The sequence below is a fragment of the Streptomyces sp. NPDC006435 genome, assembly GCF_040612315.1.
GTDB lineage: Bacteria > Actinomycetota > Actinomycetes > Streptomycetales > Streptomycetaceae > Streptomyces.
The window spans coordinates 288,272-312,878 of the sequence record NZ_JBEXPY010000001.1; the positions used below are offsets into that span (position 1 = coordinate 288,272).

At 73.5% G+C, this 24,607-nt stretch carries 18 protein-coding genes and 1 tRNA gene; 13 read left to right on the forward strand and 6 right to left on the reverse strand.

What is annotated here, in order from left to right:
- Positions 1–147: 147 nt before the first annotated feature.
- Positions 148–1,518: a PP2C family protein-serine/threonine phosphatase gene (locus ABZZ04_RS01290; protein WP_356930114.1), complete on the reverse strand. Its 1,371-nt coding sequence runs from the start codon at positions 1,516–1,518 to the stop codon at positions 148–150.
- A 622-nt stretch (positions 1,519–2,140) separates the two neighbouring features.
- Between ABZZ04_RS01290 and ABZZ04_RS01295 the strand changes: the two genes are divergently transcribed.
- Entirely contained in the window at positions 2,141–2,926 is a 786-nt protein-coding gene (locus ABZZ04_RS01295) for a bifunctional DNA primase/polymerase (protein WP_356930115.1), read from the forward strand.
- Positions 2,927–4,089: 1,163 nt separating this feature from the next.
- On the opposite strand, the gene ABZZ04_RS01300 is transcribed toward ABZZ04_RS01295, so the two are convergent.
- The 3 genes from ABZZ04_RS01300 to ABZZ04_RS01310 form a co-directional block, all read right to left on the reverse strand.
- Positions 4,090–5,055 carry a DUF5926 family protein gene (locus tag ABZZ04_RS01300; RefSeq protein WP_356930116.1) on the reverse strand — a complete coding sequence of 322 codons (966 nt, stop codon included), beginning with the start codon at positions 5,053–5,055 and terminating at the stop codon, positions 4,090–4,092.
- 145 nt (positions 5,056–5,200) lie between these two features.
- Complete coding sequence (locus ABZZ04_RS01305) at positions 5,201–6,001, reverse strand: ATP-binding protein (protein ID WP_356930117.1); 801 nt, start codon at positions 5,999–6,001, stop codon at positions 5,201–5,203.
- 53 nt (positions 6,002–6,054) lie between these two features.
- Positions 6,055–6,882 carry a glycerophosphodiester phosphodiesterase gene (locus tag ABZZ04_RS01310; RefSeq protein WP_356930118.1) on the reverse strand — a complete coding sequence of 276 codons (828 nt, stop codon included), beginning with the start codon at positions 6,880–6,882 and terminating at the stop codon, positions 6,055–6,057.
- Positions 6,883–7,161: 279 nt separating this feature from the next.
- Between ABZZ04_RS01310 and ABZZ04_RS01315 the strand changes: the two genes are divergently transcribed.
- From ABZZ04_RS01315 to ABZZ04_RS01330, 4 genes are all read left to right on the forward strand, one after another.
- On the forward strand, positions 7,162–8,673 hold the full coding sequence (locus ABZZ04_RS01315) for a trypsin-like peptidase domain-containing protein (protein WP_356930119.1): 1,512 nt from the start codon (positions 7,162–7,164) through the stop codon (positions 8,671–8,673).
- A gap of 348 nt (positions 8,674–9,021) precedes the next feature.
- A complete protein-coding gene (locus ABZZ04_RS01320; RefSeq protein WP_356930120.1) occupies positions 9,022–9,477 on the forward strand; it encodes a DUF5707 domain-containing protein in 456 nt (151 codons plus the stop codon).
- A 218-nt stretch (positions 9,478–9,695) separates the two neighbouring features.
- Positions 9,696–10,346 (forward strand): DUF2238 domain-containing protein, encoded by a 651-nt coding sequence (locus ABZZ04_RS01325; protein WP_356930250.1) that lies wholly within the window; start codon positions 9,696–9,698, stop codon positions 10,344–10,346.
- 220 nt (positions 10,347–10,566) lie between these two features.
- A tRNA-Ser gene (locus ABZZ04_RS01330) sits at positions 10,567–10,651 on the forward strand.
- Between the two features lie 49 nt (positions 10,652–10,700).
- Here the strand turns inward: ABZZ04_RS01330 and ABZZ04_RS01335 are convergent.
- The gene (locus ABZZ04_RS01335; RefSeq protein ID WP_356930121.1) at positions 10,701–11,600 is read right to left on the reverse strand and encodes a bifunctional DNA primase/polymerase; all 900 of its coding nucleotides are present in this window, start codon (positions 11,598–11,600) and stop codon (positions 10,701–10,703) included.
- 329 nt (positions 11,601–11,929) lie between these two features.
- Between ABZZ04_RS01335 and ABZZ04_RS01340 the strand changes: the two genes are divergently transcribed.
- From ABZZ04_RS01340 to ABZZ04_RS01375, 8 genes are all read left to right on the forward strand, one after another.
- Positions 11,930–12,241: a hypothetical protein gene (locus tag ABZZ04_RS01340; RefSeq protein WP_356930122.1), complete on the forward strand. Its 312-nt coding sequence runs from the start codon at positions 11,930–11,932 to the stop codon at positions 12,239–12,241.
- A gap of 279 nt (positions 12,242–12,520) precedes the next feature.
- Positions 12,521–13,741, forward strand: coding sequence for an acyl-CoA dehydrogenase family protein (locus ABZZ04_RS01345; RefSeq protein WP_356930123.1), 1,221 nt, complete (start codon positions 12,521–12,523; stop codon positions 13,739–13,741).
- Between the two features lie 26 nt (positions 13,742–13,767).
- Complete coding sequence (locus ABZZ04_RS01350; protein WP_356930251.1) at positions 13,768–14,733, forward strand: OB-fold domain-containing protein; 966 nt, start codon at positions 13,768–13,770, stop codon at positions 14,731–14,733.
- A 1-nt stretch (position 14,734) separates the two neighbouring features.
- Positions 14,735–15,769, forward strand: a complete 1,035-nt coding sequence (locus ABZZ04_RS01355) for an acyl-CoA dehydrogenase family protein (RefSeq protein WP_356930124.1) — start codon at positions 14,735–14,737, stop codon at positions 15,767–15,769.
- On the forward strand, positions 15,766–16,269 hold the full coding sequence (locus tag ABZZ04_RS01360; RefSeq protein WP_356930125.1) for a MaoC family dehydratase: 504 nt from the start codon (positions 15,766–15,768) through the stop codon (positions 16,267–16,269). Before ABZZ04_RS01355 ends, ABZZ04_RS01360 begins: the two co-directional genes overlap by 4 nt.
- Positions 16,266–17,432, forward strand: a complete 1,167-nt coding sequence (locus ABZZ04_RS01365) for a lipid-transfer protein (protein ID WP_356930126.1) — start codon at positions 16,266–16,268, stop codon at positions 17,430–17,432. The genes ABZZ04_RS01360 and ABZZ04_RS01365 overlap by 4 nt, the downstream gene beginning before the upstream one ends.
- A gap of 215 nt (positions 17,433–17,647) precedes the next feature.
- On the forward strand, positions 17,648–18,349 hold the full coding sequence (locus tag ABZZ04_RS01370) for a SigE family RNA polymerase sigma factor (RefSeq protein WP_356930127.1): 702 nt from the start codon (positions 17,648–17,650) through the stop codon (positions 18,347–18,349).
- Positions 18,350–18,532: 183 nt separating this feature from the next.
- Positions 18,533–20,182, forward strand: coding sequence for a long-chain fatty acid--CoA ligase (locus ABZZ04_RS01375; protein ID WP_356930129.1), 1,650 nt, complete (start codon positions 18,533–18,535; stop codon positions 20,180–20,182).
- 115 nt (positions 20,183–20,297) lie between these two features.
- Here ABZZ04_RS01375 and ABZZ04_RS01380 read toward each other — a convergent pair whose 3' ends face one another.
- Positions 20,298–24,422, reverse strand: coding sequence for a PAS domain-containing protein (locus ABZZ04_RS01380; protein WP_356930130.1), 4,125 nt, complete (start codon positions 24,420–24,422; stop codon positions 20,298–20,300).
- Between the last annotated feature and the right edge of the window lie 185 nt (positions 24,423–24,607).

Genomic DNA, 24,607 nt, shown 5'->3' on the forward strand with positions numbered 1-24,607 from the left:
CCCCGTCCATCGTACGGGCGTGCGGAAGGGGGCACAGGGCCGGAAGACCTGTTACACGGCCGGGGCGGGGGAGGGCCCGGCCGGGCCGGGCCGGTGAGGACGGGGCGGAACGGGGAGAGCGCGGGGAGGCGCGGGGCGTGCGTGGGCTCAGTCGAAGCGCGCGGCCAGCAGGGCCACGTCCTCCGTGCCGCCGGACCGGTCGAGCCCGTCCGGCAGTACGGCGCGCAGCACGTGGTCGGCGACGGAACCGGGGTCGTGGCGCAGTGCCTTCGGCACGGACGCCGCCGCCGAGTGGAGCCGCGCGAACGCCCGGTCCGTGGAGTCGCTGGTGCGCCGCAGCAGCCCGTCGGTGTAGAGCAGAACGGTTTCGCCTTCTGCGGGGGCGATCTCCACGCTGGGCGCCTCCCAGCAGGCGAGCATGCCCAGCGGCGCGGAGACCGAGGTCTCCACGAACTCGGTGCGCCGCTCACCGACGACGAGCGGCGGGGCGTGCCCGGCACCGGCCAGCAGTATCTTGCGCCTGGCCGGTTCGCAGTAGGCGAACAGGGCGGTCGCGGAGCGGGCCGGTTCGGTGAGCCGCAGCAGCAGTTCCAGATCGGAGAGCACGGCGACGGGGTCCTCGCCCTCCATCACCGCGTACGCCCGCAGCCCGGCCCGCAGCCGTCCCGAGGCGGCCAGGGCGCTGGGCCCGGAGCCGCTCACCGAACCCACGGCGAGGCCGAGCGCGCCCTCGGGCAGGGCCAGCGCGTCGTACCAGTGGCCGCCGCCCTGGGGCGCCCTGCGGTGGCGGGCGGCCAGCTGCACGCCCGGCACCCGGGGCATCCGGGTGGGCAGCAGCTCCTCCGAGATGGTGGCGATGTCGGCCCTGGCCCGCTCCAGCTCCAGCAGTCCGGCCAGGTGCTCGCCCGCGTACGCGGCGTAGAGACCGACGAGGTGGCGCTGGCGTTCCAGCGGTTCGGCGGGTTCGTCGTACAGCCAGACGGCCGCGCCGAGCCTGCCGGTCGCCCCGGCGGTGAGCGGCAGGGCGTAGCTGGCGGCGTATCCGAGGCGGGCGGCGACCTCGCGGCGGCGCGGGTCCAGGCTGGTGTCGCCGAGCAGGTCGGGGGTGGTCAGCGCGCCGTCGGCGTCCGGGAACCCTTCCAGGATCCGGCCGTAGGAGGTGGCGCTGCGCGGCACCGTCTCGATGTGCCCGAGCTCGGCGTGGGCGAGGCCGAGACCGATGGTGCTGACGGGGCCGCGGCGGTCGGAGGGTTCGAGGACGACCAGGCCGCGGCGGGCGCCGACCAGGGCGGCTCCGGCCTCCAGCAGTTCGTGGAGCGCGTCGTCGAGTGTGCGGGTACCGGCCAGCCGCTCGGTGAGTTCGTGAAGGGTGGTGAGGTCGGAGACCCAGCCGGCGAGGCGGTCCTGGATGAAGGCGCCCGGAGCGGCCGGCACATCGGACGAAGACCCGGCAGTGTGCGTTGAAACCGGAACCGTGGGATCGATTCCAGCCACTTTCGGCAGGTGAGGGGTACTCATGGCTGTCGGCTTTCCGACCGGCGCGTTTCATGGAATAGCATCGCGAACCCCCATGTCATTCTGCGCCGTTATCAGTGCATCCGCATGTACACGTAGCACCAGATGTACACGCAGAAGTGAGGCGATGTCCAGCATTGTCCCTACGGGTTTTGCAGTGTCCGACCGGCTGCTAAGTTGGCCAAAAAACGCACCTTGCGACAGGTATTTGAGGTCGACTGGGTCCGCTCGACAAGGGGGTGTTCTCGGGGTGAAGTCCCGGAGAGAGCGTCATTTCGGGCATGCTGGGTACGTAATCAATGATGGTCGGGGGCAGTTCTGATCGCCCCGGAACCCGGCAGCGGGCCCGAACGTCCTCTCATGTGACGGTCACGTCCCCACCCCCGAGTGGCGGGGTTTGCACCCTGGGACAGCAGGCGCGAGCATGCGCCGCTCCCCCGCCATGTTCCGCGTCCCGACCCGTATCGCCCCTGCACGACTCGGCTCGGCCCGTGCCCGGTACGACGAACCTTCCGTACCGCGGACACGGGAAGCATGTACGCACGGTGAATTGATGCACACGTACGGCAACGCGCCCGTGGTGTGATGTGGACCCTCGGCGTTCAACGGAAAGGAACGAGCGCTCATGCGCGAGATCCTCGGAAGGCGACGCAGGCTCCGGTTCCGGCGCGGGGGAAGGCCCGCCCGGCTCGACGCGGCCCTGACCTGTGCCACGGCATGGCGGTGGCCCGTGCTTCCCGGAGTGGGACTCGCCGCGGCCGGTGGCCGCGGCGACCGCGGCCGGGGCTGCGCTTGTCCCGATCCCGAATGCGCCGTGCCCGGCGCGCACCCCTTCGACCCCGGTCTCCTCGCGGCGACCACCGATGAGCGCATGGTGCGCTGGTGGTGGACCAACCGGCCCGCCGCGCCGATCGTCCTGGCCACCGGCGGGCGCGCCCCGTGCGCGCTGAGCCTGCCGGCCGTGGCCGGTGCCCGCGCGCTGGCCGAGCTGGACCGGATGGGGGTGCGGCTCGGGCCGGTGGTGGCGACGCCGACCCGGTGGTCGCTGCTGGTCGCGCCCTACACCCTCGAACGGCTCGGCGAGCTGCTGTACGCCCAGGACCGGGTGCCCAGTTCGCTGCGGTTCCACAGCGAGGGCGGCTATCTCGTCCTGCCGCCGTCCGAGGCGGGGACGGGGCAGGTGCGCTGGGAGCGGGCCCCGGCCGCGGACCCCTCGGTCTCGTCGAGCGGTTCCCGGTCGTCCTCGCGTGGCTCCCGGTCGCCCCTGCGTGGTTCCCGGTCGTCCTCGCGCGGGGAGGGTTCAGCCTCCGGGGCCGCCGCGCCGTGGCTGCCGGACGTGGGGACGGTGCTCGAAGCGCTGGTCGAGGCGAGCAGCAGCGCCCCGGGCGGCGGAAGCCGGCTCGCGTACTGACGGCAGGGGCTTTGCAGTCGGAGGGCGCGGGACGCCCTGCGGGCGCATCGCGCCCGTCGGTGGAACCGCGCCCCGGCAGGTACGGTGCGCGGCCGGACCGGACCCGGCCCGGTCCCGCTCCCGAGCGGTCGGCCCCGACGCACCGGCCCCGACGGGGCCGGAACGCCGAAGGGTCCGGACCCCGGGACCTCGGAACCGGAGCCCCGGGAGGGTCTGAAGGTCTGAATCCCGGTTTTTCCGCAGGAGCCGACGAGAAAGGGCGAGCCGTCCCGAACGTCCGGGGCCGTGCATTCGGTCGTCATGTCGGGCGATCCGTCAGGAATTCGGTCGAGACCGACAGGTGACGCCGAGTGATTCCTCGCGATGATCGATATCGCGGATGGGGGCGGGCTTCCGGTCGGATCCCGGGCAATGCAAACTCTGCCGTTGCAAAGTCTTCCGTTCGATGACTTTCTGATGGACTTTCCGGGCCTTCGAAAGGCATTTCGAATATCTATTCGAAATTCCTCGTGAGGGGACACGCCCCCAGGGGGGCCGTCCGATGTTCGGTATCTGTCCGAGACCGATCGGTCCTTCCGTACGGCCCGCCGGTGTCGGGGGCCCTGCGCACCCACGGGTGTTACGGCCTCCGGCCCTCCGGGCCCTTGTCCCCCGTGGGCGCGGAGGCGGCCCCGGCCGCGGGGCGAGTCGGGGGCGGGGTGCGGAACGCGGGCCGGGGCGTCGGGTACGGGGCGTCGCACGGGTCCCGGTGCGGAGATCCCCTGGCCGGGCGGGCTTCGGGAGGCCGTTCGCGCGGGCGGGGCGACGGGCGGGCATCCCCGCCGGTGAGGGCGCCGGACGTCAAAGCGGCTTCCGGTGTGCGGGGTTGGCGTGCGCGGTGAAGGCGCGGGAACACCGGGGCGGTGGAGCGGGGCGACGGGCCCGGGGTGGACCGGCGCGGGCTCGTGCGCCGGTACGTGCGCCGCGTCGCGCGCTGTGCGCCGTATCCGGAAATGAGGATGCCCGATCGCTGGCGACGGGGGATGCACCAGCGACCGGGCTTCCAGAACGGTAACAAGAGATCTGCCGTTCGCAAATTCGATCTCGCGTATTAGGACAGGGATTTACCTGCGAGTACGGCTAGTTGTGACGCGTGTCACCATAAGGCGGGGTGCTCGTCACTGTCAGCTGAGGGTCACTTGGCGGTTGGTGAGCCCGCCGCGGGCCCGGCGCTCCTCGGCGGTGAGGGGCGCGTCCACGGCGAGCGCCGCGGTCAGTCGTTCCGCGAACTCGGCCGCGGGCTTCTCGCACTCCTCGGCCCCCATCGCGCTCGGCAGGTCCCAGACCGGGACCATCAGGCCGTGCGCCCTGAAGGAGCCGACCAGCCTGGTCCCTTCGCCCAGCGAGGAGTTGCCGGCGGCGTGCAGCCGGGCGAGCGCATCGAGGAGCTGCTCCTCGGCGTGCGGCATGACCCAGCGGAGGTGGTTCTTCTCCGGGGTCTCGCACCAGTAGGCGGCGTCCACACCGGCGAGCCTCGTCGTCGGGATCGCCGCCCCGTTCGCGCGCTCCAGGGAAGCGGCCACCTCGGGCGTGGCGTTCTCCGCGTCCGGCACCCAGAACTCGAAGCCGGTGTGGACCGAGGGCTCGAACGCCGCACCGGGGTCGAGCACGTCCTGCAGGCGCGGACCGTCGGCCGCCACGCGCTGCGCCGCCACGGGCGAACCGGGCTCGGCGGCCAGGGCCCGCAGCAGCGTGTCCGCGAGGTCGCGGCTGAGGTCGCCGGACGGGGTGTCGTTCTGCAGGGCGAGCAGCACCGAACCGTCGTCGCGGCGCAGGGCCGGCCACGCCATCGGCAGGACGGTCGCGAGCGTCACGGAGGGAACGCCCTCGGGCAGCCCGTCCTTCAGCTTCAGCTCGACTGTGGCGGCGGGCACCAGTTCGCGCAGGGCGACCCAGTCGCACTCGCCGGGCAGCCCCTCGAAGGGACGGTGGACGAGCTCGGTGACGGCCTGGGCGGCGGCGCGGCCGTGGCACGCCTTGTAGCGGCGGCCCGAACCGCACGGGCAGGGTTCGCGAGCCCCGACCACCGGGATCTCGCCGTCCTTGAGTTGCTGCTTCCCGGCCTTGGTCTGAGGGCGCTTCTTGGCCATGGTGGGCTTTCTCCCGATTGCGACAGTGCGGTCTGGGCCGCGAGCCTAGCCGCCCGTGTCGAGTCGGGGACACATCTGCCCGGACGTCCGCCGGTCCCGGTGCGCGGAATGCGGTCCGACGCCGGGTCCGCCCGGTACGGCGACGTCAGCCGACGTCGTCGAAGACGTCCGCGAAGCCCAGCTCGTCGAGATCCGGGATCCCCGGCACACCGCCCGGCATCCCCGGCCGGCCCGAGGCCCCCGACACCCCGGACGCACCCGTCCCATGGGGTCCACGGGAGACATGAGGCGTATGCGACGCATACGACGTACGAGGCGCACCACTGGCAACCGTCGTACCGGAGACGCCCTGGACGCCCTGGGCACCCGGGGTGCCCGGCAGCCCGGACGGCGCCCGGTCGTGCCCCTCGTCGACGTCGTGTCCCTCGTTGACGAGGACCCAGACCGTGACCTCTCCCGACGAGCTGTCGCGTACGCCCCACTCGTCGGCGAGCGCGCTGATGATGTTGAGCCCGCGGCCGCCGCGTGCCGTCACCGAGGGCGTGGCCGGGACGGGCCTGGTCGGGCCGCCCCCGTCCGTCACCTCGACGGTCAGCCCGCCGGCTCCGTCGACGCGCCATGCGGCGCGGATGTCGCCGTCCCCCACATCCGTGTGTCGCCCCAGCGGCCTGCCGTGCCGGCAGGCGTTGCTGAGCAGTTCGGAAAGAATCAGTACAGCATCGTCGACGACCGAATCCGACACCCCGTGGCTGCGCAACTGCTCGCGCATCCGGTGCCGCGCCTGGCCCACGCCCGCAGGGCCATGGGGAACGGCCATGCTCGACGACGTGGGCACCTCCTGTGCCACCACCAACGCCACCCCCGAGACCTCCTTTGCCCCACGCCACGGAGTGGATGCCCCCCTGGACTGGACCGGAAACCGGCCAATGGTCTGCCAATGACGCACTCGTAACGATCGAATACGTTTCGAATGCGCCGGTGTACTCCGCGTGACTGATGTCAGGAGCGTCCCAGTTGTGACAGAACCTGCTTCGGGCGGTTGGTGATGATGGCCTCGACGCCCAGGTCGAGGCAGAGCTCGACGTCCTCCGGCTCGTTCACCGTCCATACGTGCACGCGGTGTCCCGCGCGGTGCAGCCGCTCGATGTAACCGGGGTGGCTGCGTACGATCCGCATGCCCGGACCCGCGATCCGCGCCCCGGCCGGCAGCCGCCCGTCGCGCAGGCGCGGCGAGAGGAACTGCATCAGATAGACGGTGGGCAGGTTGGGGGCCGCGGCCCGGACGCGGTGCAGCGAACGCGCCGAGAAGCTCATGACGCGTACCGGTGACGGGGCGTCGGCCGGCGGGTCGTCGAGCCCGAAGTGCTTCAGCAGGTGCAGCAGCCGTTCCTCGACCTGGCCCGCCCAGCGGGTGGGGTGCTTGGTCTCGACGGCCAGCTGGAGCGGGCGGCCGGCGGCCCGGGTCTCGACGACGAGTTCGAGCAGCCGCTCCAGGGTGAGCACGGAGGTGAGCTCGCCGGGCACCGGGTCCCAGTCGGGGGACTCCTCGCGGTCCTTCCAGGACCCGAAGTCGAGGGCGGCGAGCTCGGAGAGCTCCAGCGCGGAAACGGCGCCCCGGCCGTTGGACGTACGGTTCACCCGGCGGTCGTGCACGCACACGAGATGGCCGTCGGAGGTGAGCCGTACATCGCACTCCAGGGCGTCGGCGCCGTCCTCGATCGCCTTCCGGTATGCGGCCAGGGTGTGCTCGGGGGCGTCCTCGGACGCGCCCCGGTGTGCGACGACCTGGGTGGTCTGGGGCGTGGTCTGCTGCCGTGGGTGGGTCACCGCGTCATGGTGTCACCGAGAGGCGACCGCTGTGCACACGTCGCGTGACCCGGGTGCGGCCGGGGCGTGTGCGGCGCATCGCGAGGGGGTCCGGGCACCGAGGGCCGCGGCTGCGGTGCGTCTTGCGGCGGGTAGTCGTTTTGCCCGATGTAAAGATTGGTGTGCGGATGCACAGGTCCTGCTTACAGTGGCCTGACGTGCCTTGGGAAAAGCTGACTCAGGACACGTACACAGCGGATCTCTTGCCGAACATGATGTGGAACCGAGGAGTAAAGAGCTGTGAGCACAGAGAACGAGGACAACGAGGGCACTGCGGCCGGGGCCGTCCAGCCGTCCGTTCCGTCCGCACCTCCCGTGCCGGCCGACGTTCCTCGGGAGACGCCCGGGAGCACGCCCGCGCCCGCCCCGACGGGAGCGGCCCCGGCCCCGGCGTACCCGCAGCCGCAGGATGCGCAGGTGCCCGCCCCGGTGGAAGGGACGACCGCCACCACTCCCATGGCCCCCGTCCCGGCGACGCCTCCTCCGCACGCGCCCCACACGCCCCCCGCCCCCCAGTCGGCGGCCGAGGCGAACTGGCCGCCGCCCCCCGCCGTTCCCGCGTACGCGCAGCACGGCGCCGGTGGGGGCGGTCCGGTCTGGGGCGCCCCGCCCCCGCACCCCTCCCCCGAGCAGCCGCGCAGGCGCGGCGCGGGCGGTCTGATCGCGGCGGTGGCGGTCGCGGCCCTGGTCGCGGGCGGCCTCGGCGGCGCCCTCGGCTTCTGGGCGGCCGACCGGGGCGGCTCCTCGGGATCGACCACGGTCTCCGCGTCGGCCAGCCCGCAGGACCTCAAGCGCGACCCCGGTACGGTCGCGGGCGTGGCGGCCAAGGCGCTGCCCAGCGTGGTCACCATCGACGCGCAGGGCGGCGACGGCGAGGGCGGCACGGGCACCGGCTTCGTGTACGACAAGGAGGGCCACATCCTCACGAACAACCACGTGGTGGCCTCCGCGGCGGACAGCGGGCAGCTCACGGCGACCTTCTCCGACGGCAAGAAGTACGACGCGGAAGTGGTCGGCCGGGCCCAGGGCTACGACGTCGCCGTCCTGAAGCTGAAGAACCCGCCCGCGGGCCTCGCCCCGCTGTCGCTCGGCGACTCGGAGAAGGTCGCGGTCGGCGATTCCACGATCGCGATCGGCGCACCGTTCGGCCTGTCCAACACGGTCACCACCGGCATCATCAGTGCGAAGAACCGACCGGTCGCCTCCGGCGACGGTTCCGGCGGCAGCAACTCGTACATGAGCGCCCTGCAGACCGACGCCTCGATCAACCCGGGCAACTCCGGCGGCCCGCTGCTCGACGCACGCGGCGCGGTGATCGGCATCAACTCGGCCATCCAGTCGACCGGCAGCAGCATCGGCCAGGCCCAGTCGGGCTCCATCGGCCTCGGCTTCGCGATCCCGATCAACCAGGCCACGAACGTCGCCCAGCAGCTGATCAAGACCGGTCAGCCGGTCTACCCGGTGATCGGCGCCACGGTCACCATGAACGAGAAGACGGGCGGCGCGGTCATCTCCGACCGGGGCGCGGGCGGTACGGAAGCCGTCTCGAAGGACGGCCCCGCGGACCGGGCGGGCCTCCGGGCCGGTGATGTCATCACGAAGTTCAACGACACGGTGGTCGACAGCGGCCCGACCCTGATCGGCGAGATCTGGACCCACCAGCCCGGCGACCGGGTGACCCTGACCTACACGCGCGACGGCAAGTCGTCGACGGCCGAGGTCGTCCTGGGCGAGCGCAAGGGCGACAACTGACCGCCCGGCCGTCCTCGCGTCGGCCCCGGTCCACGGCCGGGAGCGCGGGGCGGCCCGTCCGAGCTGCCTGAAGGAACGGTCCCGGGGCCGTCGTGGCGCGAGAGCGTCACCGCGGGCCGTGGACGTGCTGGTCGGAAGGGGTGTCCCTCATCGGGGGGCACCCCTTCCGCATGGGCCGGCCCCGCCCTGTCCGGGTCGGGTACGCGAACGCTCGGGCAGCGGCAAGTCCCCATGCGGGGTTGAGTACATGTACTCAATCCGGGGTCAACCAGGGCTGACAGCCTGTGACTCGGCGGCGCGGACGGGCGTCGCGGAAACAGCTGACACACATTCACGGGGAGACCTGTCATGTCCCGACGCATCGTTCTGTCCTCGGCCGCCGCCGTCATCGCCCTCGGCGGTGCCGGAGCCTTCGCCCTCGCCCACGCGGGGGACCGGCCGTTGGCCGTGGAGAACGGTGCTGCCCGCTACACGGCCCCCGAGGCGAACCGGGACGGCTCGTTCGCCTTCACCACCGACGTCACGGCGCCCTCCGGCCTCAAGAGCCTGAAGGTACTGGCCTGGCCGGCGGCCGACCCCGCCTTCGCGAAGCACGGGCCGACCGCGAAGGACATGGCCGAGGTGGAATCGGCGACCTGCCGGTCCGCCGATGACGACATCGTCCGCTGCACCTACGAGGTCACCGTGACCGCCGCCGACGCCGCAGCTTCCGGGAAGGGCACCTGGCACGTCGCCACCCTCGCCACCGCGGACGACGGCGAGACCGTGTTCGACGGGAAGACGTCGACCTTCACGACCGGCTGACGCGCGAACCCGGGGACGGGACGCGTCGAGTGATCGGGCAGAGGCCTCCCGCGGTACGGGCCCCCGATCGGGTACCGCGGAAACGCAGTTGAGCAGGTGCGCTCACGCCGGGGCGTCATGGCGCGCCCGAGGACGGTGACACACCCCCGGAGACCCGGACCAGACACGAGGAGCCAGAGTTGTCCGCCTTCCCCACGTACGCCGAACCGTCGTCCGACATCCCGCCGGTCTCCGGCCGCACCGGCCGCACCGGGCGCCGACTGCCCACCGTCCTCGCGGTCCTCGTCGCGGTGGCGCTCGTGGTGTCGGCGTTCGGCGCCGAGGACCCGGTCACCTGGGTGCTGGAGACGGTGTGGGTGATGCTGGGGCTGCCGCTGCTGATCCTGCTGCGCCGCCGGTTCCCGCTGAGCGGACTGCTGTGCGGCCTGCTGGCCGTGCACGCCACGGTCCTCGTCGTGGGCGGGCACTACACCTACGCGGAGGTGCCGGCCGGCGACTGGGTGCGCGACTGGTTCGATCTGGACCGCAACCCCTACGACCGCTTCGGCCACCTCATGCAGGGCTTCGTCCCGGCGATCCTGGTGCGGGAACTCCTCGTCCGGACCTCGCCCCTGCGCGGCAGCCGCTGGCTCGCCCCGCTGACGGTCTGCGCCTGCCTCGCCTTCAGTGCCGTCTTCGAGATGCTGGAGTGGCTGGCGGCCGTGACCGGAGGACAGGCGGCCGACGCGTTCCTGGCCACCCAGGGCGACGTCTGGGACACCCAGTGGGACATGTTCTGCGCACTGATCGGCGCCACCTGCGCGCTGCTGCTCCTCAGCCGCCCGCACGACCGCGCCCTCGCCCGCCTGACGGTCCTCACGAAGGACTGACGCCGGGACCCCGCGAAGGACCGATGACGGGTCCCACGAAGGGTCGATGACGGTTCTCGCGAAGTGCTGCGGGCAGTTCCTGCGAAGGACCGATGACGGTTCTCGCGGAGTGCTGACCCGGGCGCGAACAGGGGCGATGGACCTCGTACGGACCACGGCCCCCGGGCGGGGCCCGGGGCCGGTAGGCTGTAGCCGCTCCGCAGCAGGCGGGCGGGGCGTGGGTGGGTTGCCCGAGCGGCCTAAGGGAACGGTCTTGAAAACCGTCGTGGCGCGAGTCACCGTGGGTTCAAATCCCACACCCACCGCAGCTGATTCAACCCCCGACCAGCACCACCGGCCGGGGGTCGTTTCGTGTCACGGGTGGTCCCCGTCGGGCCGGTGTCGTTTGGTGCCGTCCGTGGTGAGGCGGGCCGCCGACTCGACGGTGGCGCGGGCCTCGTGCTCGGGGAGGCCGGTGTGGACGGCGGCCCGGACGAGGGCGTCCGCCAGGGCGTCGCCGAAGCCGTGTTCGTAGGCGCGGCAGGCGGCCCAGAAGAGCCGGGTGTTGCGCTGGCCCTCGTGGGCCGCGAGGACGAAGCGGACCAGCCCCCGGCCCCGGTCGGGCCGGGCCGTCGCCGGGCGGCGGGGGCGTGCGGGTGGTACGAGCAGGCGCAGGAGTGCGCGGGGGCAGGGGGCCGGCGGGAGGTCGGCGGTGCCCGGGGCCAGTCGGTAGCCGCCGTGGGCGGTGACCGAGCCGGGGCCCACCAGATAGCCGCCGGTGCCGCGGACGTCGATGCCGGGGGCGAGCCGGCTCGCCGAGTTCGGCACCGGAACGTCCGGCGGGCCGGTCAGCCAGATGTGCCGTCCGCCGCTCGGGGTGAGCACCGTGATGGTCGGCGGGATCGTGAACAGGTGGTGCAGGGCCAGCCGTTGGAGCGATGCGGCCGAGTCGCTGCCGCCGGTGGTGTCGATGTCCAGGTCGATGCCGATGAGGTGGTGCGGGGACCGGCCGCAGGCGATGCCGTAGCCGGTGGCCCAGGGGGCGGCCGAGAAGAGGGCGCGTACGGCGGCGGGGTCCGTGGTGGCGTCGTGGACGCCGTGGCCGGGGAGGCCGCACGCGCCCCGGCAGGTGGAACGGCGGCCGTCGTTCCGGTGCGGGGAGGGGAGCGCGGGGAGTTTGTGGGCGGTCAGCGGGAAGACGGGGAGCCCGCGCTCGGCGGCGGAGAGCGCGTGGGCGAGGGCCAGGGCGGCGGTCTGCCGGGCAGTGATGGCCATGGCTCTATTTTCGTACGAATGTTCGATGAAAGGAAGAGGGCGCGAGGTCGGCTGCGGGGCGGGTGCCGGAACGCTTCTCCTGTGGCGTGGTGCGGGATCCCGAGTTCCGGAAGCGGCCGAACGGGGGGCGTGAGGGGTGTGAGTCGGCACTTCCGGGGCGCATGAAGGTTTATCGGAAGGTCCTCATGCTTGCGGGGGAATCGGGCCGTACGGGTGATTCGCCGAGGGGGCGGCGGGCAGTCCTGGTCTCGCGACGTCGCGACCGACGCCGAGACGGTGGGCCAACTGCCTCGGTACAAGCCGTACTTCCGGTTCCTGGAGGAATTCACATGGCAAGCATCCGTACCGCTCGTGTTCTCGCGGCCGTTGCCGCTCTGCCCCTTGCCGCCGTGCTCCTCGGCGGGGTGGCGACGGCCGACAGCGGCTCGTTCGCGAACGACGGATCGAACGCGGGCGTCGCGACGGTCGTCGGCGGCGGTGTCGCCGACGACAACCTGGGCAACTCGTCCACGTCGCAGCAGCAGGCCGTCGGCGAGGGGGCGTCGAACCGGAGTACGTCCGCGCAGGTGAACGGCTCGGCGTTCACCGCGATCGACCAGCACGACGAGAGCGTCACGGTGAACTTCACCAACCTCTGGTGAGTCCCCGGCCGGGCGCGGTCCGGCAGGGGGGCGGACCGTGACCGGTCGGGCGGCGGCCCGCGCGAGGTGCTCCGGCACCCGCGCGGGCCGCCGTGCGTCGTTCATCGCGCTGCCGACGGGGGGCGGTTCCGGGGCGCCGTGCGTCGTGCGCCGGCGAGGGCGGCGCCAGGGCGGGTTCGGGGCGTCGGTGACCTTGACAGTCACCCTGTATCTGACGGACAGTCAGAAACTGGTCAGGGGAAGCCCGATCCGTATGTCCGTGTCCGGAAGGCGGCCGCCGTGCATCTCGTCCAGACGGAACGCCAGCGGCAGCTGCGCGACGAACTCCGCGCGTACTTCCGCGAGGTGATGCCACACCGGGACGCCGGGGCGGTCCCCGGGGCGGCCCCCGGCGCGGAGGACCCCGCCGAGCAGCGGCGGCTGCTGCGCAGGATCGGCGCCGACGGGATGCTCGGACTCGGCTGGCCCGTCGAGTACGGCGGCCAGGGGCGCGGCGCCGACGAGCAGTTCGTCTTCTTCGACGAGGCGTACCGGGCGGGCGCACCCGTCTCGATGGTCACCCTGAACACGGTGGGCCCGACGCTGATGGCGTACGGGACCGAGGAGCAGAAGGCGTACTTCCTGCCCCGGATCCTCAGCGGCGACCTCGTCTTCGCCATCGGCTACAGCGAGCCCGAGGCCGGTACGGATCTCGCCGCACTGCGCACCAGGGCGGTACGGGAGGCACCCCCGCCGGCCGCCGACGGGAACGGGGGCGGCGAGCACTGGGTGATCGACGGGCAGAAGATCTTCACCAGCAACGCCCAGAACGCGGACTGGATCTGGCTCGCCTGCCGCACCGACCCCGACGCGCCCAAGCACCGGGGCATCTCGATCGTTCTCGTCCCGACCGATGCGCCGGGGTTCTCCTGGACCCCGATCGAGACCGTGGGCGGGCTGACCACGACGGCCACGTACTACGACGGGGTGCGGGTGCCCGCGGCCAACCTGGTCGGCGCGGAGAACGGCGGCTGGGGGCTGATCACCAACCAGCTGAACCACGAACGGGTGGCGCTCGCCGCGATCGGGATGCAGGCCGAGGACTTCTACGCGGCGGCGCTCGCCTTCGCCCGCACCCCCGACCCGGTCACGGGCCGGCGCCCGGCCGACGAGCCGTGGGTGCGCGCCCGGCTGGCGGAGGCGTACGCCCGGCTGGCGGCGACCCGACTGCTCAACTGGCGCCTGGTGGGCGAGGTCGGGGCGGGTTCACCGGCGCCGGGCGAGGCGAGCGGAGTGAAGTTCGCGGGGACCGAGAGCGCCGTTGAGGTGTACCGGATGTGCCAGGAGATCACGGGAGAGGCGGGTGTGCTGCGGGCCGGTTCGCCCGGCTGCTTCGGCGACGGGGAACTGGAGCGGATGAACCGGGCCGCGCAGATCAACACCTTCGGGGGCGGGGTGAGCGAGGTGCAGCGGGAGATCGTCGCGACGATGCGGCTCGGCATGAAGAGGGGTGCGCGGTGACGGGCCCGCGGGAGGAGAAGGAGCGGGTGTCCCGGGAGCGGCCCCCGGAGGGGGACCGGGAGCACGACGGGCTGCACGGGCGGCTCAAGGAGTTCGAGGGCCGCCCGGCCGCGACCGCCGGGGTCGGCAAGGACCCGGTCAACGAGCCGATGATCAGGCACTGGTGCGAGGCGATGGGCGACGGCAACCCGGCGTACACGGGGCCGGACGCGATCGCCCCGCCGACGATGCTCCAGGCGTGGACGATGGGCGGGCTGTCGGGCCACACCGACCGCTCGGCGGCGTACGAGGAGCTCTTCGGGCTGCTCGACGGCGCCGGGTACACCTCGGTCGTCGCGACCGACTGCGAGCAGGAGTACCTGCGCCCGCTGCGGCCCGGGGACCGGATCACCTTCGACGCGGTGATCGAGTCGGTCTCGCCGCGGAAGACGACCCGGCTGGGGACGGGGTACTTCGTCACGACGCGCATGGACGTCCGGGCGGACGGCGAACCCGCCGGGACGCACCGCTTCCGCATCCTCAAGTACGCACCCGCGGCGGGACCCCGGCCGGGACCGGAGGGGCGGTCGCGGGAGAAGCACCTGCGCCCCCGGCCGGTGATCAACCGCGACAACGCCGGCTTCTGGGAGGGCGTCGCCGAGCACCGGCTGCTGATCCAGCGGTGCGAGGACTGCCGAACCCTGCGCTTCCCCTGGCTGCCCGGCTGCAACGCGTGCGGCGGCCAGGAGTGGGACACGGTCGAGGCGAGCGGCGGGGGCACCGTCTTCAGCCACGTCGTGATGCACCACCCGCGGTTCCCCGCCTTCGCGGACGAGGAGGGCGGCGGCCCCTACGCGGTGGCGCTGATCGAGCTGGCCGAGGGCGTGCGGATGGTCGGCAACGTCGTCGGCGTGCCGTACGACAAGGTGCGCACGGGCATGCCGGTCCGGCTGGAATTCCTGCGCACGGACCCGGACTTGGAGATTCCGGTCTTCCGGGGAGACGAGGGCTGAGATGGATTTCGCACCCACCGACGAACAGGCCGCCGCGCAGGGGCTGGCGGCGCGGATCTTCACGGACCTGTCGACGCCCGAGCGCCTGGCCGGGGCCGGTACGGGCACGGACGCCGAGCTGTGGAAGAGCCTCTGCGGGGCCGGACTGGTCGCGGCCGTCGAGGAGATCGGCCTGCTCGGGCTGGTGCTCCTGCTGGAGGAACAGGGCCGGACGACCGCGCAGGTGCCGTTCGCGGCGAGCTGCGCGTACGGGGTGCTCGCCGTCGCCCGGCACGGCACCGACGAGCAGCGGGAACGGCTGCTGCCCATGCTCCGGGACGGCGGCGCGGTCGCCACCGGGGCGTTCCCGGAACGGGGCGGGGTGCGGGCGGACGCCGACGGCCGGCTGAGCGGCGGCGTGCCGTACGTGCCGTGGCTGCGGGACGCCGGCCTCGTGCTCGTCCCCGACACGGGGCGACGGCTGTGGATCGTACGGACCGGTGATCCCTGGGTGACGACGGAGCCGGTGGAGACCACGGCGCCGTGGTCGGCGGCCCGGCTCGTGCTGGACGGGGCGCCCGGGGAGCGGCTCGGCGGGGACGGGGCGTACGAGGAGGTGCTGGCCGCGGGCCGGACGGCGTTCGCCGGGCTCCAGGCGGGGGTGTGCGCCGGCTCGCTGGCCCGCGCCGTCGACCACGCGAACACCCGGGTGCAGTTCGGGCGCCCGCTCTCCACCAAGCAGGGGGTCCTGCTGCGAGCCGCCGACGCCCACATGGACACCGAGGCGATACGGGTCACCGCGTACGAGGCGGCCTGGCGCCACGACGCGGGCCTGCCGTACGGGCGCCAGGCACTGACCGCCGCCTGGTGGGCCTCGGAGGCGGGCAAGCGGGTGGTGCACGCCGGACAGCACCTGCACGGCGGCACCGGCGCGGACCTCGACCACCCGGTGCACCGCCACTTCCTCTGGGGCCGGCAGCTCGACGCCCACCTGGGCTGCGGCAGCGAGGTGCTCCAGGAACTCGGCGAATCGCTGGCGAAGGAGGACGCGGAATGAGGGCCGGTGAGGAACTGGCGCCGCTGGAGATCGCGGTGACCCGCACCCTGATCGTGGCGGGCGCCATCGCCTCCCGCGACTACCAGGACGTCCACCACGACGCGGAGACCGCCCGGCGGAAGGGCTCCCCGGACGTCTTCATGAACATCCTGACGACCAACGGCCTGGTGGGTCGGTACGTCACCGACCGCCTCGGCCCCGCGACCGTGCTCCGCAAGGTCGTCATCAGGCTGGGCGTGCCCAACTACCCCGGCGACACCATGGTCCTGAGCGGCAGGGTCGCCGCCGTGGGGGAGGACGGGACGGCCGAGGTGGCGGTCGTCGGCACGAACGGGCTCGGACGGCACGTCACCGGCACCGTGACCGTCGCCCTCCCGGCAGCTCCGGCAGCTCCGGCAGCTCCGGCAGCTCCGGCGGCTCCGGCAGCTCCGGCAGCTCCGGCGGCTCCGGCGGCTCCAGGGGCTCCGGGTGAGCGGAACGAGCGGGAGGGGGCGGCATGAGCATCCGCAGGGCCGACTCGCTCGGCGGCAGGGCGGCGGTCGTGGGCATCGGGGCGACCGAGTTCTCCAAGGACTCCGGCCGCAGCGAACTCAAGCTGGCCGTCGAGGCGGTGCGGGCCGCCCTGGACGACGCCGGGCTGACCCCGGCCGACGTCGACGGCCTGGTCACCTTCACCATGGACACCAGCCCCGAGATCACCGTCGCCCAGGCGGCCGGGATCGGCGAGCTGTCGTTCTTCTCCCGCGTCCACTACGGGGGCGGGGCGGCCTGCGCCACCGTGCAGCAGGCGGCGATGGCCGTGGCGTGCGGGGTGGCCGACGTCGTGGTCTGCTACCGCGCGTTCAACGAGCGCTCCGGCCGCAGGTTCGGCTCCGGGGTGCAGCGCCGGGAACCCACCGCGGAGGGCACGGCGCTCGGCTGGAACCTCCCCTTCGGGCTGCTCACGCCCGCCTCCTGGGTCGCCATGGCCGCCGCGCGCTATCTGCACGCGTACGGGCTGACGCCGGAGGCGTTCGGCCACGTCGCGGTGACCGACCGGCGCCACGCGGCCCGCAACCCGGCCGCGTACTTCCACGGGAAGCCGATCACCCTGGCCGATCACGCGGCGTCGCGGTGGATCGTCGAACCGCTGCGGCTGCTCGACTGCTGCCAGGAGACCGACGGCGGCCAGGCGATCGTCGTCACGAGCACCGAGCGGGCCCGGGACCTGCGCCGGCCGCCCGCCGTGGTCGTCGCCGCCGCCCAGGGGGCCGGGCGGATGCAGGAGCAGATGACCAGCTTCCACCGCGACGACCTGACCGGCCTGCCGGAGATGGGGGTGGTGGCCCGGCAGCTGTGGCGCGGCTCGGGGCTCTCACCCTCGGACATCGACGTGGGCATCCTCTACGACCACTTCACCCCGTTCGTCCTGATGCAGCTGGAGGAGTTCGGCTTCTGCGCGCCGGGCGAGGCCGCGGACTTCGTCGCGGCGGACGCGTTGCCCCTGAACACGCACGGGGGCCAGCTGGGGGAGGCGTACCTGCACGGGATGAACGGCATCGCGGAGGCGGTCCGGCAGATCCGGGGCTCGTCGGTGAACCAGGTGGCCGGGGCGGCCAGGACCCTGGTCACGGCCGGTACCGGCGTGCCCACCTCGGGGCTGATCCTCGGCACGGACGACTGACCGCACACGGCCCGGGACCCGTGCCCGCACCCGCGAGGAGCACCCCGCGGGGCCCGCCCGGTGCGGGCCCGGACCTCGGGGACGCCCCTGATCCCCCTACGGCGGCGGTCCACCTTCAGGAGGTGGGGCCCGCACCACCCCTACACCCTGAGGGGGACGCGGTTTCGGGACCTGGGGCCGATCCCCCCGGCTGCGCCCGCTCCTAGCGTGGAGCCATGACCACGCCAGTCTGCACGGGCGGCTCCGGGGGAGCCGCCGCCACCGGTCGTGCGCCGCACACGCCGTACCCGGTGCACACGCCGCACAGCACGGGGCACGGCTCGTACAACCAGCCGGGCTCCCACGGCCCGCACGCGTCACAGGGCGGTGCACACGCCTCGCACGGCGCGTACGCCCCGTACGCCTCGCGGCCCCAGTACGTCCCGTACCCGTCGTTCTCCTCCTACGTACGGGCGAGAGGGCCCGTGCTGCTGCGCACCGCGCGCTCGCTCACCGCCAACCCGAGCGACGCCGAGGACCTGCTGCAGACCGCGCTGGCCAAGACGTACATCGCCTGGGAGCGGATCGAGGACCACCGGGCGCTCGACGGCTACGTGCGCCGGGCGCTGCTCAACACCCGGACCTCGCAATGGCGCAAGCGCAAGGTCGACGAGTTCGCCTGCGACGAACTGCCCGAGCAGGAGGCCGCCCCGGCCCCCGACCCGGCCGAGCAGCAGACGTTGCACGACGCGATGTGGCGGGCCGTGCTGAAGCTCCCGGACCGGCAGCGGGCGATGGTCGTCCTGCGCTACTACGAGGACCTGAGCGAGGCCCAGACGGCCGAGGTGCTCGGGGTGTCCGTCGGCACCGTGAAGAGCGCCGTCTCGCGGGCGCTCGGCAAGCTCCGGCAGGACCCGGAGCTGGCCCCGGTCAGATGACCGGCCCCGGTCCGGTCACACCGGGCTGTCCCCCGGTGACCAGGGGCGACGTCGATGCGCCCGGCCGGGCCGATTTTGCCGAACGACACCGATTCGTGCCCCCGGGACTAGTGACATACCGCGCGGTATGCGCGCAGAATCAGCGAAACCCTACTGCCGCGTAGCGCCCAACGGGAGGACGCCGTGCTGAGCACCATGCAGGACGTACCGCTGACTGTCACCCGCATCCTCACCCACGGGATGACCATCCACGGGAAGTCGCAGGTGACGACCTGGACCGGCGAACCCGAGCCGCAGCGGCGCAGCTTCGCCGAGATCGGCCGGCGCGCCACACAGCTCGCGAACGCGCTGCGCGACGAGCTCGGGGTCCGGGACGACCAGCGGGTCAGCACCCTCATGTGGAACAACGCCGAGCACGTCGAGGCGTACCTCGCGATCCCCTCGATGGGCGCGGTGCTCCACACCCTCAACCTCAGGCTCCCCGCCGAGCAGCTGATCTGGGTCGTCAACCACGCCGACGACAAGGTCGTCATCGTCAACGGCTCCCTGCTGCCGCTGCTCGCACCGGTGCTCCCCCACCTGAAGTCGGTCGAGCACGTGGTCGTGACGGGGCCCGGCGACCGTTCCCTCCTGGACGGCGCGGCGCCCCGGGTGCACGACTACGAGGAACTGATCGCCGGCCGCCCGACCACCTACGACTGGCCCGAGCTGGACGAACGCAGCGCCGCCGCCATGTGCTACACCTCCGGCACCACCGGCGACCCCAAGGGCGTCGTCTACTCCCACCGCTCCATCTACCTGCACTCCATGCAGGTCAACATGGCCGAGTCGATGGGGCTGACGGACCAGGACACCACGCTGGTGGTCGTCCCCCAGTTCCATGTGAACGCCTGGGGCCTGCCGCACGCGACGTTCATGTCCGGCGTCAACATGCTCATGCCGGACCGTTTCCTCCAGCCCGCCCCGCTCGCCGAGATGATAGAGCGCGAACGACCGACCCACGCCGCCGCGGTGCCCACCATCTGGCAGGGTCTGCTCGCCGAGGTCACGGCCAACCCGCGCGACCTGTCCTCCATGGCCCGTGTCACCATCGGCGGCGCCGCGTGCCCGCCCTCCCTCATGAAGGCGTACGACGAGCTCGGCGTCCGGGTCTGCCATGCGTGGGGCATGACGGAGACCTCGCCGCTCGGCACCATGGCCCACCCGCCCGCCGGTCTGACCGAGGAGCAGGAGTGGCCCTACCGCGTCACCCAGGGCCGTTTCCCGGCCGGGGTCGAGGCACGGCTGGTCGGCCCCGGCGGTGAGCACCTGCCGTGGGACAACGAGTCGGCCGGTGAGCTGGAGGTGCGCGGCCCGTGGATCGCCGGTGCCTACTACGGGGGCGCGGACGGCGAGGACCTGCGGCCCGCGGACAAGTTCAGCGCGGACGGCTGGCTGAAGACCGGCGACGTCGGGGTGATCAGCGAGGACGGCTTCCTCACCCTCACCGACCGGGCCAAGGACGTCATCAAGTCCGGCGGCGAGTGGATTTCGAGCGTCGCGCTGGAGAACGCCCTGATGGCGCACCCGGAGGTGGCCGAGGCCGCGGTCGTCGCCGTCCCGGACGAGAAGTGGGGCGAGCGCCCGCTCGCGACCGTGGTCCTCAAGGAGGGGGCCGACGTCGACTACGAGGCGCTGAAGGACTTCCTCGCCGAGTCCGGCATCGCCAAGTGGCAGCTGCCGGAGCGCTGGACGGTCATCGCGGCGGTGCCGAAGACCAGCGTCGGCAAGTTCGACAAGAAGGTGATCCGCAAGCAGTACGCGGAGGGCGAGCTGGACATCACCCGGCTCTGACCCGCCGACGACCGGCCCCGGCCCCGGCCGGGGCCGGTCCGGCGTCCGGCGGAACGCGGCGAGGGCGGTACGGGATCTCCCGTACCGCCCTCGCCGTATCCGTGCATCCGCCGGATCAGTTCGTGCCGATCTTCGCGAGCAGGTCGACGATGCGCGACTGGACCTCGTCGCTCGTGGAGCGCTCGGCCAGGAAGAGGACGCTCTCGCCCGAGCCGAGGTTCGACAGGTCCGACCCGGACATGTCGGCGGAGGTGTAGACGACCAGCGGGGTCCGGTTCAACTGGCCGTTGGCGCGCAGCCAGTCGATGATGCCGGCCCGGCGGCGGCGCACCTGCATCAGGTCCATCACCACCAGGTTGGGCCGCATCCGGCCGGCGAGCGATACCGCCTCGCTGTCGGTGGCGGCCCGCGCCACCTGCATGCCGCGCCGTTCCAGCGCCTCCGTCAGCGCCTCCGCGATCTCCTCGTGCTCCTCGATCAGCAGCACCCGCGACGGGTGCTGCTCGCTGTCGCGCGGGGCGAGCGCCTTGAGGAGCACGGCGGGGTCGGCACCGTACGCCGCCTCCCGCGAGGCCTGCCCCAGACCGGCCGTCACCAGCACCGGGACCTCGGCCGCCACCGCCGCCTGGCGCAGCGACTGGAGGGCCTTGCGGGTGATGGGGCCGGTGAGCGGGTCGACGAAGAGCGCGGCGGGGAACGCCGCGATCTGGGCGTCGACCTCCTCGCGGGAGTGCACGATCACCGGCCGGTAGCCGCGGTCGCTCAGTGCCTGCTGGGTGGAGACGTCGGGCGCGGGCCACACGAGCAGCCGGCGCGGGTTGTCCAGCGGCTCCGGGGGCAGCTCGTCGTCGACCGGCTGCGGGGACGGCCGGTTGGCCACCTCGACCGCACCGCCCGGACCGTCCAGCGGCTCCGGTCCCTCGGCGCCCTCGTCGGGCGCGCCTATGGCGAACGAACGCCCCTCGGCCTCCGGCGCGGCGAGACGCTGCCCCGGCACCTGGCCGTGCGCGGCCCCGGCCGGACCCTCCGGCGTCCCGGCGGACGGCGCGGGCACGGACGGCGACGGCTGGGCCGCCTGGGACGGGGCGCCCTGCGCCGGGGGCACGGGCTGCGGGGCGTGCTCGTCCTCCGGCGGGGCGGCGAGCTTGCGGCGCCGCCCGGCACCGCCGAGCGTCTGGTTCTGCTGGTGCGCGATGTGCTGGGCGAACGGCACGCCCTGCCCGAGCGTCCGCACGCTGAACGCGCGCCCCTGCGTCGAGTCGGACGAGCCGCCGGGCATCGGGGCCTCCGCGGGCAGCGGCTGCCTGCGCGCGTCCTGCACGGGCGCCGCATCCCGCGAGGGGCCCTCCGCACCGCCCGCGGGAGCGGGAACGGCCGTGGTGCCCGTGGTGTGCGTGGTGAGCCCGGGGGCGTCGGCCGCGGCCACGGCGTCCTCGGACCGCTCGCCGGGCGCGACCGGCATGGCCGGACCCTGGCCGGAGGAGTCGTCCTCGTCCCAGCCGCCGGGTCCCTGGGGCCCCTGCGGCGGATGGGCCTGCTGCCCCACGCCCTGCCCGTCCTGGGCGGCGGCCTGCCCCGGCTGCTCGGGGGTCTCGGGACGGCGGGCCCGGCGACGACCGGTCGGCATGGGGTGCGGGTGGGGCGGGGTGTGGTCCTCGCCCGGTGCGAGAACCACGGCGTCATGGCGTCCGGGCAGCGAGGCGTCCGGATCGGCCGCCTCGGACGGGGACCGGTCGGCCTCCGCGGGCGGGAGCGCGAACGCCGTACGGGCCTCCGCGGGCCCGTTCCGGGCGGACCGCTCCTGGGCGGAGGCCAGCGCCCGCCGGGCCCTGCGCCCGGTCGGCTGCTGGGGAGCCTGCGCCGGAACGGCCGCGGAGTCCGGCACCGGGGCCGGGGAAGCGGCGTCCGGGGAGACGGGGGCCGGAGCCGTGTCCGCGCCCGGGGCCCGCACCGGTACGGGGGCGGCGGCCGGCAGGGCCGGCTGGTTCCCCGCGCCGTGCCGCGCCCGGTGACTGCCCGTCGGCACCGGCACCGGTGCCTGCTCCGGCAGCTGTTCCCCGGCCGGAACGCCCTGCGGCGGCACGGTCCGGCCGAGCTGCGGACGGTCGCCGTCCTGCGCGCCGGCGTCCGCCGTCACCGCGCTTGGGGCCGCGGGCAGCGCCAACGCCTGGCCCGGGGCCTGCTGACCGCCGGACTGCCCGGCACCGGGCTCCTGCCCCGGCTCGGGCGACTGGAGCAGCTGGGCGGGAAGCGGGATCCGGGCACCGCTCTCGGCCGGGCTGGGCCGTCCCCGCCTGCGCCCCGACCCCTGGGTCTGCTGGGCCGCGGCGAGCTCCTGCGGGTCGTAGGCGTTGCCGCCCTGCGAGTCGTTCGCCTCGGGGCCGCGACGGGCCCGGCGCCGCCCGGTCGGCTCGGCCGCGGCCGTGTCGCCGCCCGGACCGGAACCGCCCACCGGGCTCTCCAGGAACGCGTCCGTGGACGCCCGGCGCGCCCGCCGCCGGCCACCACCGGTCTGCTGCCCCGTGCTCTCCGGGCTCCCGTCGCCGGCCGGCGCACCGGCCTGCGGCCCGGCCTCCGCCTCCGGTCCGGGAGCGGGCGGCGCCACCGTGCCCGAACCCGCGCCCAACGGCACCTCCAGCACGTACGCGCTGCCGCTCGTCCCCGGTACCTCGTGGGTCTGGAGCACGCCGCCGTGCGCCCGCACGATCCCGCGCACGATCGGCTCGTGCACCGGGTCCCCTCCGGCGAACGGGCCGCGCACCTCGATCCGTACGACCTCGCCGCGCTGTGCCGCCGCCACGACGATCGTCGAGTCGACGTAGCCGCCGCCCGGCACCACGCGGGCCTTGCCGGTCGAGTCGACCCCGGCGACGTCCGCGACCAGGTGGGCGAGCGCGGTCACCAGCCGGGCCGCGTCCACCTCGGCCTCGATCGGCGGCGCGTGCACCGCGAACTGGGCGCGCCCGGGGCCGATCAGCTCGACGGACGCGTCGATGCCGGCCGTCACGACCGAGTCGAGCAGCACGTTCGACTTGACCAGCTTCTCGGCACCGGCGTCCAGGCGCTGGTAGCCGAGCACGTTGTCGACGAGCGTGGTCATCCGGGCGTAGCCCGCCGCCAGGTGATGCAGGATCTGGTTGGCCTCGGGCCACAGCTGGCCGGCCGGGTCGGCGGCGAGCGTGGCGAGTTCGCCGCGCAGCTCCTCCAGCGGGCCGCGCAGCGACTCGCCGAGCACGGCGGTGAGCTGGGTGTGCCGGGCGGTCAGCGCCTCCAGCTGCTCGGTCCGGGCCTCCAACTCGGCCGCGGCCCGCTCGGAGCGGTCGGCCAGTTCCGTGCGGTGCCGCTCGTCGAGCGAGGTGATCTCGGCGGTGTGGTTCCCGGTCAGCTCGGCGATCTCGGCCCGGTGCCGCTCGGTGAGCTCCTCGTACGGCCTGCGGTCGGTGAACGTCATGACGGCGCCGACCAGCTGGTCCCCGTCGCGGACCGGCGCGGTGGTCAGGTCGACCGGCACCCGGGCCCCGCTCTTGGACCACAGGACCTGTCCGCGCACCCGGTGCTTGCGCCCGGACCTGAGGGTGTCGGCCAGCGGCGACTCCTCGTACGGGAACGACTCGCCCTCCGCCCGCGAGTGCAGGATCAGCGGGTGCAGCTCCTGGCCGCCCAGGTCGCTGGCGCGGTAACCGAGTATCTGCGCGGCGGCGGGGTTGACCAGGACGACCCGGCCGTCCGTGTCCGTGCCGACGACGCCCTCGGCCGCGGCGCGCAGGATCATCTCGGTCTGCCGCTGCGAACGGGCCAGCTCCGCCTCGGTGTCGACGGTGCCCGACAGGTCCCGCACGACGAGCATCAGCAGCTCGTCGCCCGAGTAGCCGCCGCCGTACCCGTTCTGGAAGTCGTTGTACGCGGCCTGCCCGTCCTCCAGACCGGCGCTGGTGACCTCGACGGGGTACTCGGTCCCGTCGGTCCGGCGCGCGGTCATCCGGGTCGGCTTCGTACGGCCGCGTTCGTCGGCCGTCTCGGGCAGGCGCATCGAACCCGGGATCAGCTTGGAGTCGAACTCCGGCAGCAGGTCGAGGAGCCCGCGCCCGACGAGCGCGGTGCCCGGCGTCTCGAACATTTCGAGCGCGATGGTGTTGGCGTTGACGACGGTGCCGTTGCAGTTGACGAGCAGCAGCCCGTCAGGAAGGGCATCGAGTATGGCTGCGAGGCGAGCAGTGCCTCGGGACGGCCTGCTGCTCACGACGACGCTTCCTCCCTGATTACCGCACCTTGCCGACAGCGGGCCCCATCTTGCCCCTCGGGCCGCAGGCTGTCACTGGACGAGTCTAAAGGCAGCCGGGGGGCGGGGGACGGCGGATGAGGGGGAGCTCTCACCAAGGACCTGTGCATGTGGTGTACGACTCCTGCCCGTCGTGTGCTGTCCGA

Excerpts from the sequence above, each read along its gene's own strand:
- ABZZ04_RS01290 (WP_356930114.1), bottom strand. The coding sequence starts at position 1,518 with ATGAGTACCCCTCACCTGCCGAAAGTGGCTGGAATCGATCCCACGGTT.
- ABZZ04_RS01295 (WP_356930115.1), top strand. The coding sequence starts at position 2,141 with ATGCGCGAGATCCTCGGAAGGCGACGCAGGCTCCGGTTCCGGCGCGGG.
- ABZZ04_RS01300 (WP_356930116.1), bottom strand. The coding sequence starts at position 5,055 with ATGGCCAAGAAGCGCCCTCAGACCAAGGCCGGGAAGCAGCAACTCAAG.
- ABZZ04_RS01320 (WP_356930120.1), top strand. The coding sequence starts at position 9,022 with ATGTCCCGACGCATCGTTCTGTCCTCGGCCGCCGCCGTCATCGCCCTC.
- ABZZ04_RS01335 (WP_356930121.1), bottom strand. The coding sequence starts at position 11,600 with ATGGCCATCACTGCCCGGCAGACCGCCGCCCTGGCCCTCGCCCACGCG.
- ABZZ04_RS01340 (WP_356930122.1), top strand. The coding sequence starts at position 11,930 with ATGGCAAGCATCCGTACCGCTCGTGTTCTCGCGGCCGTTGCCGCTCTG.
- ABZZ04_RS01355 (WP_356930124.1), top strand. The coding sequence starts at position 14,735 with ATGGATTTCGCACCCACCGACGAACAGGCCGCCGCGCAGGGGCTGGCG.
- ABZZ04_RS01360 (WP_356930125.1), top strand. The coding sequence starts at position 15,766 with ATGAGGGCCGGTGAGGAACTGGCGCCGCTGGAGATCGCGGTGACCCGC.
- ABZZ04_RS01365 (WP_356930126.1), top strand. The coding sequence starts at position 16,266 with ATGAGCATCCGCAGGGCCGACTCGCTCGGCGGCAGGGCGGCGGTCGTG.
- ABZZ04_RS01370 (WP_356930127.1), top strand. The coding sequence starts at position 17,648 with ATGACCACGCCAGTCTGCACGGGCGGCTCCGGGGGAGCCGCCGCCACC.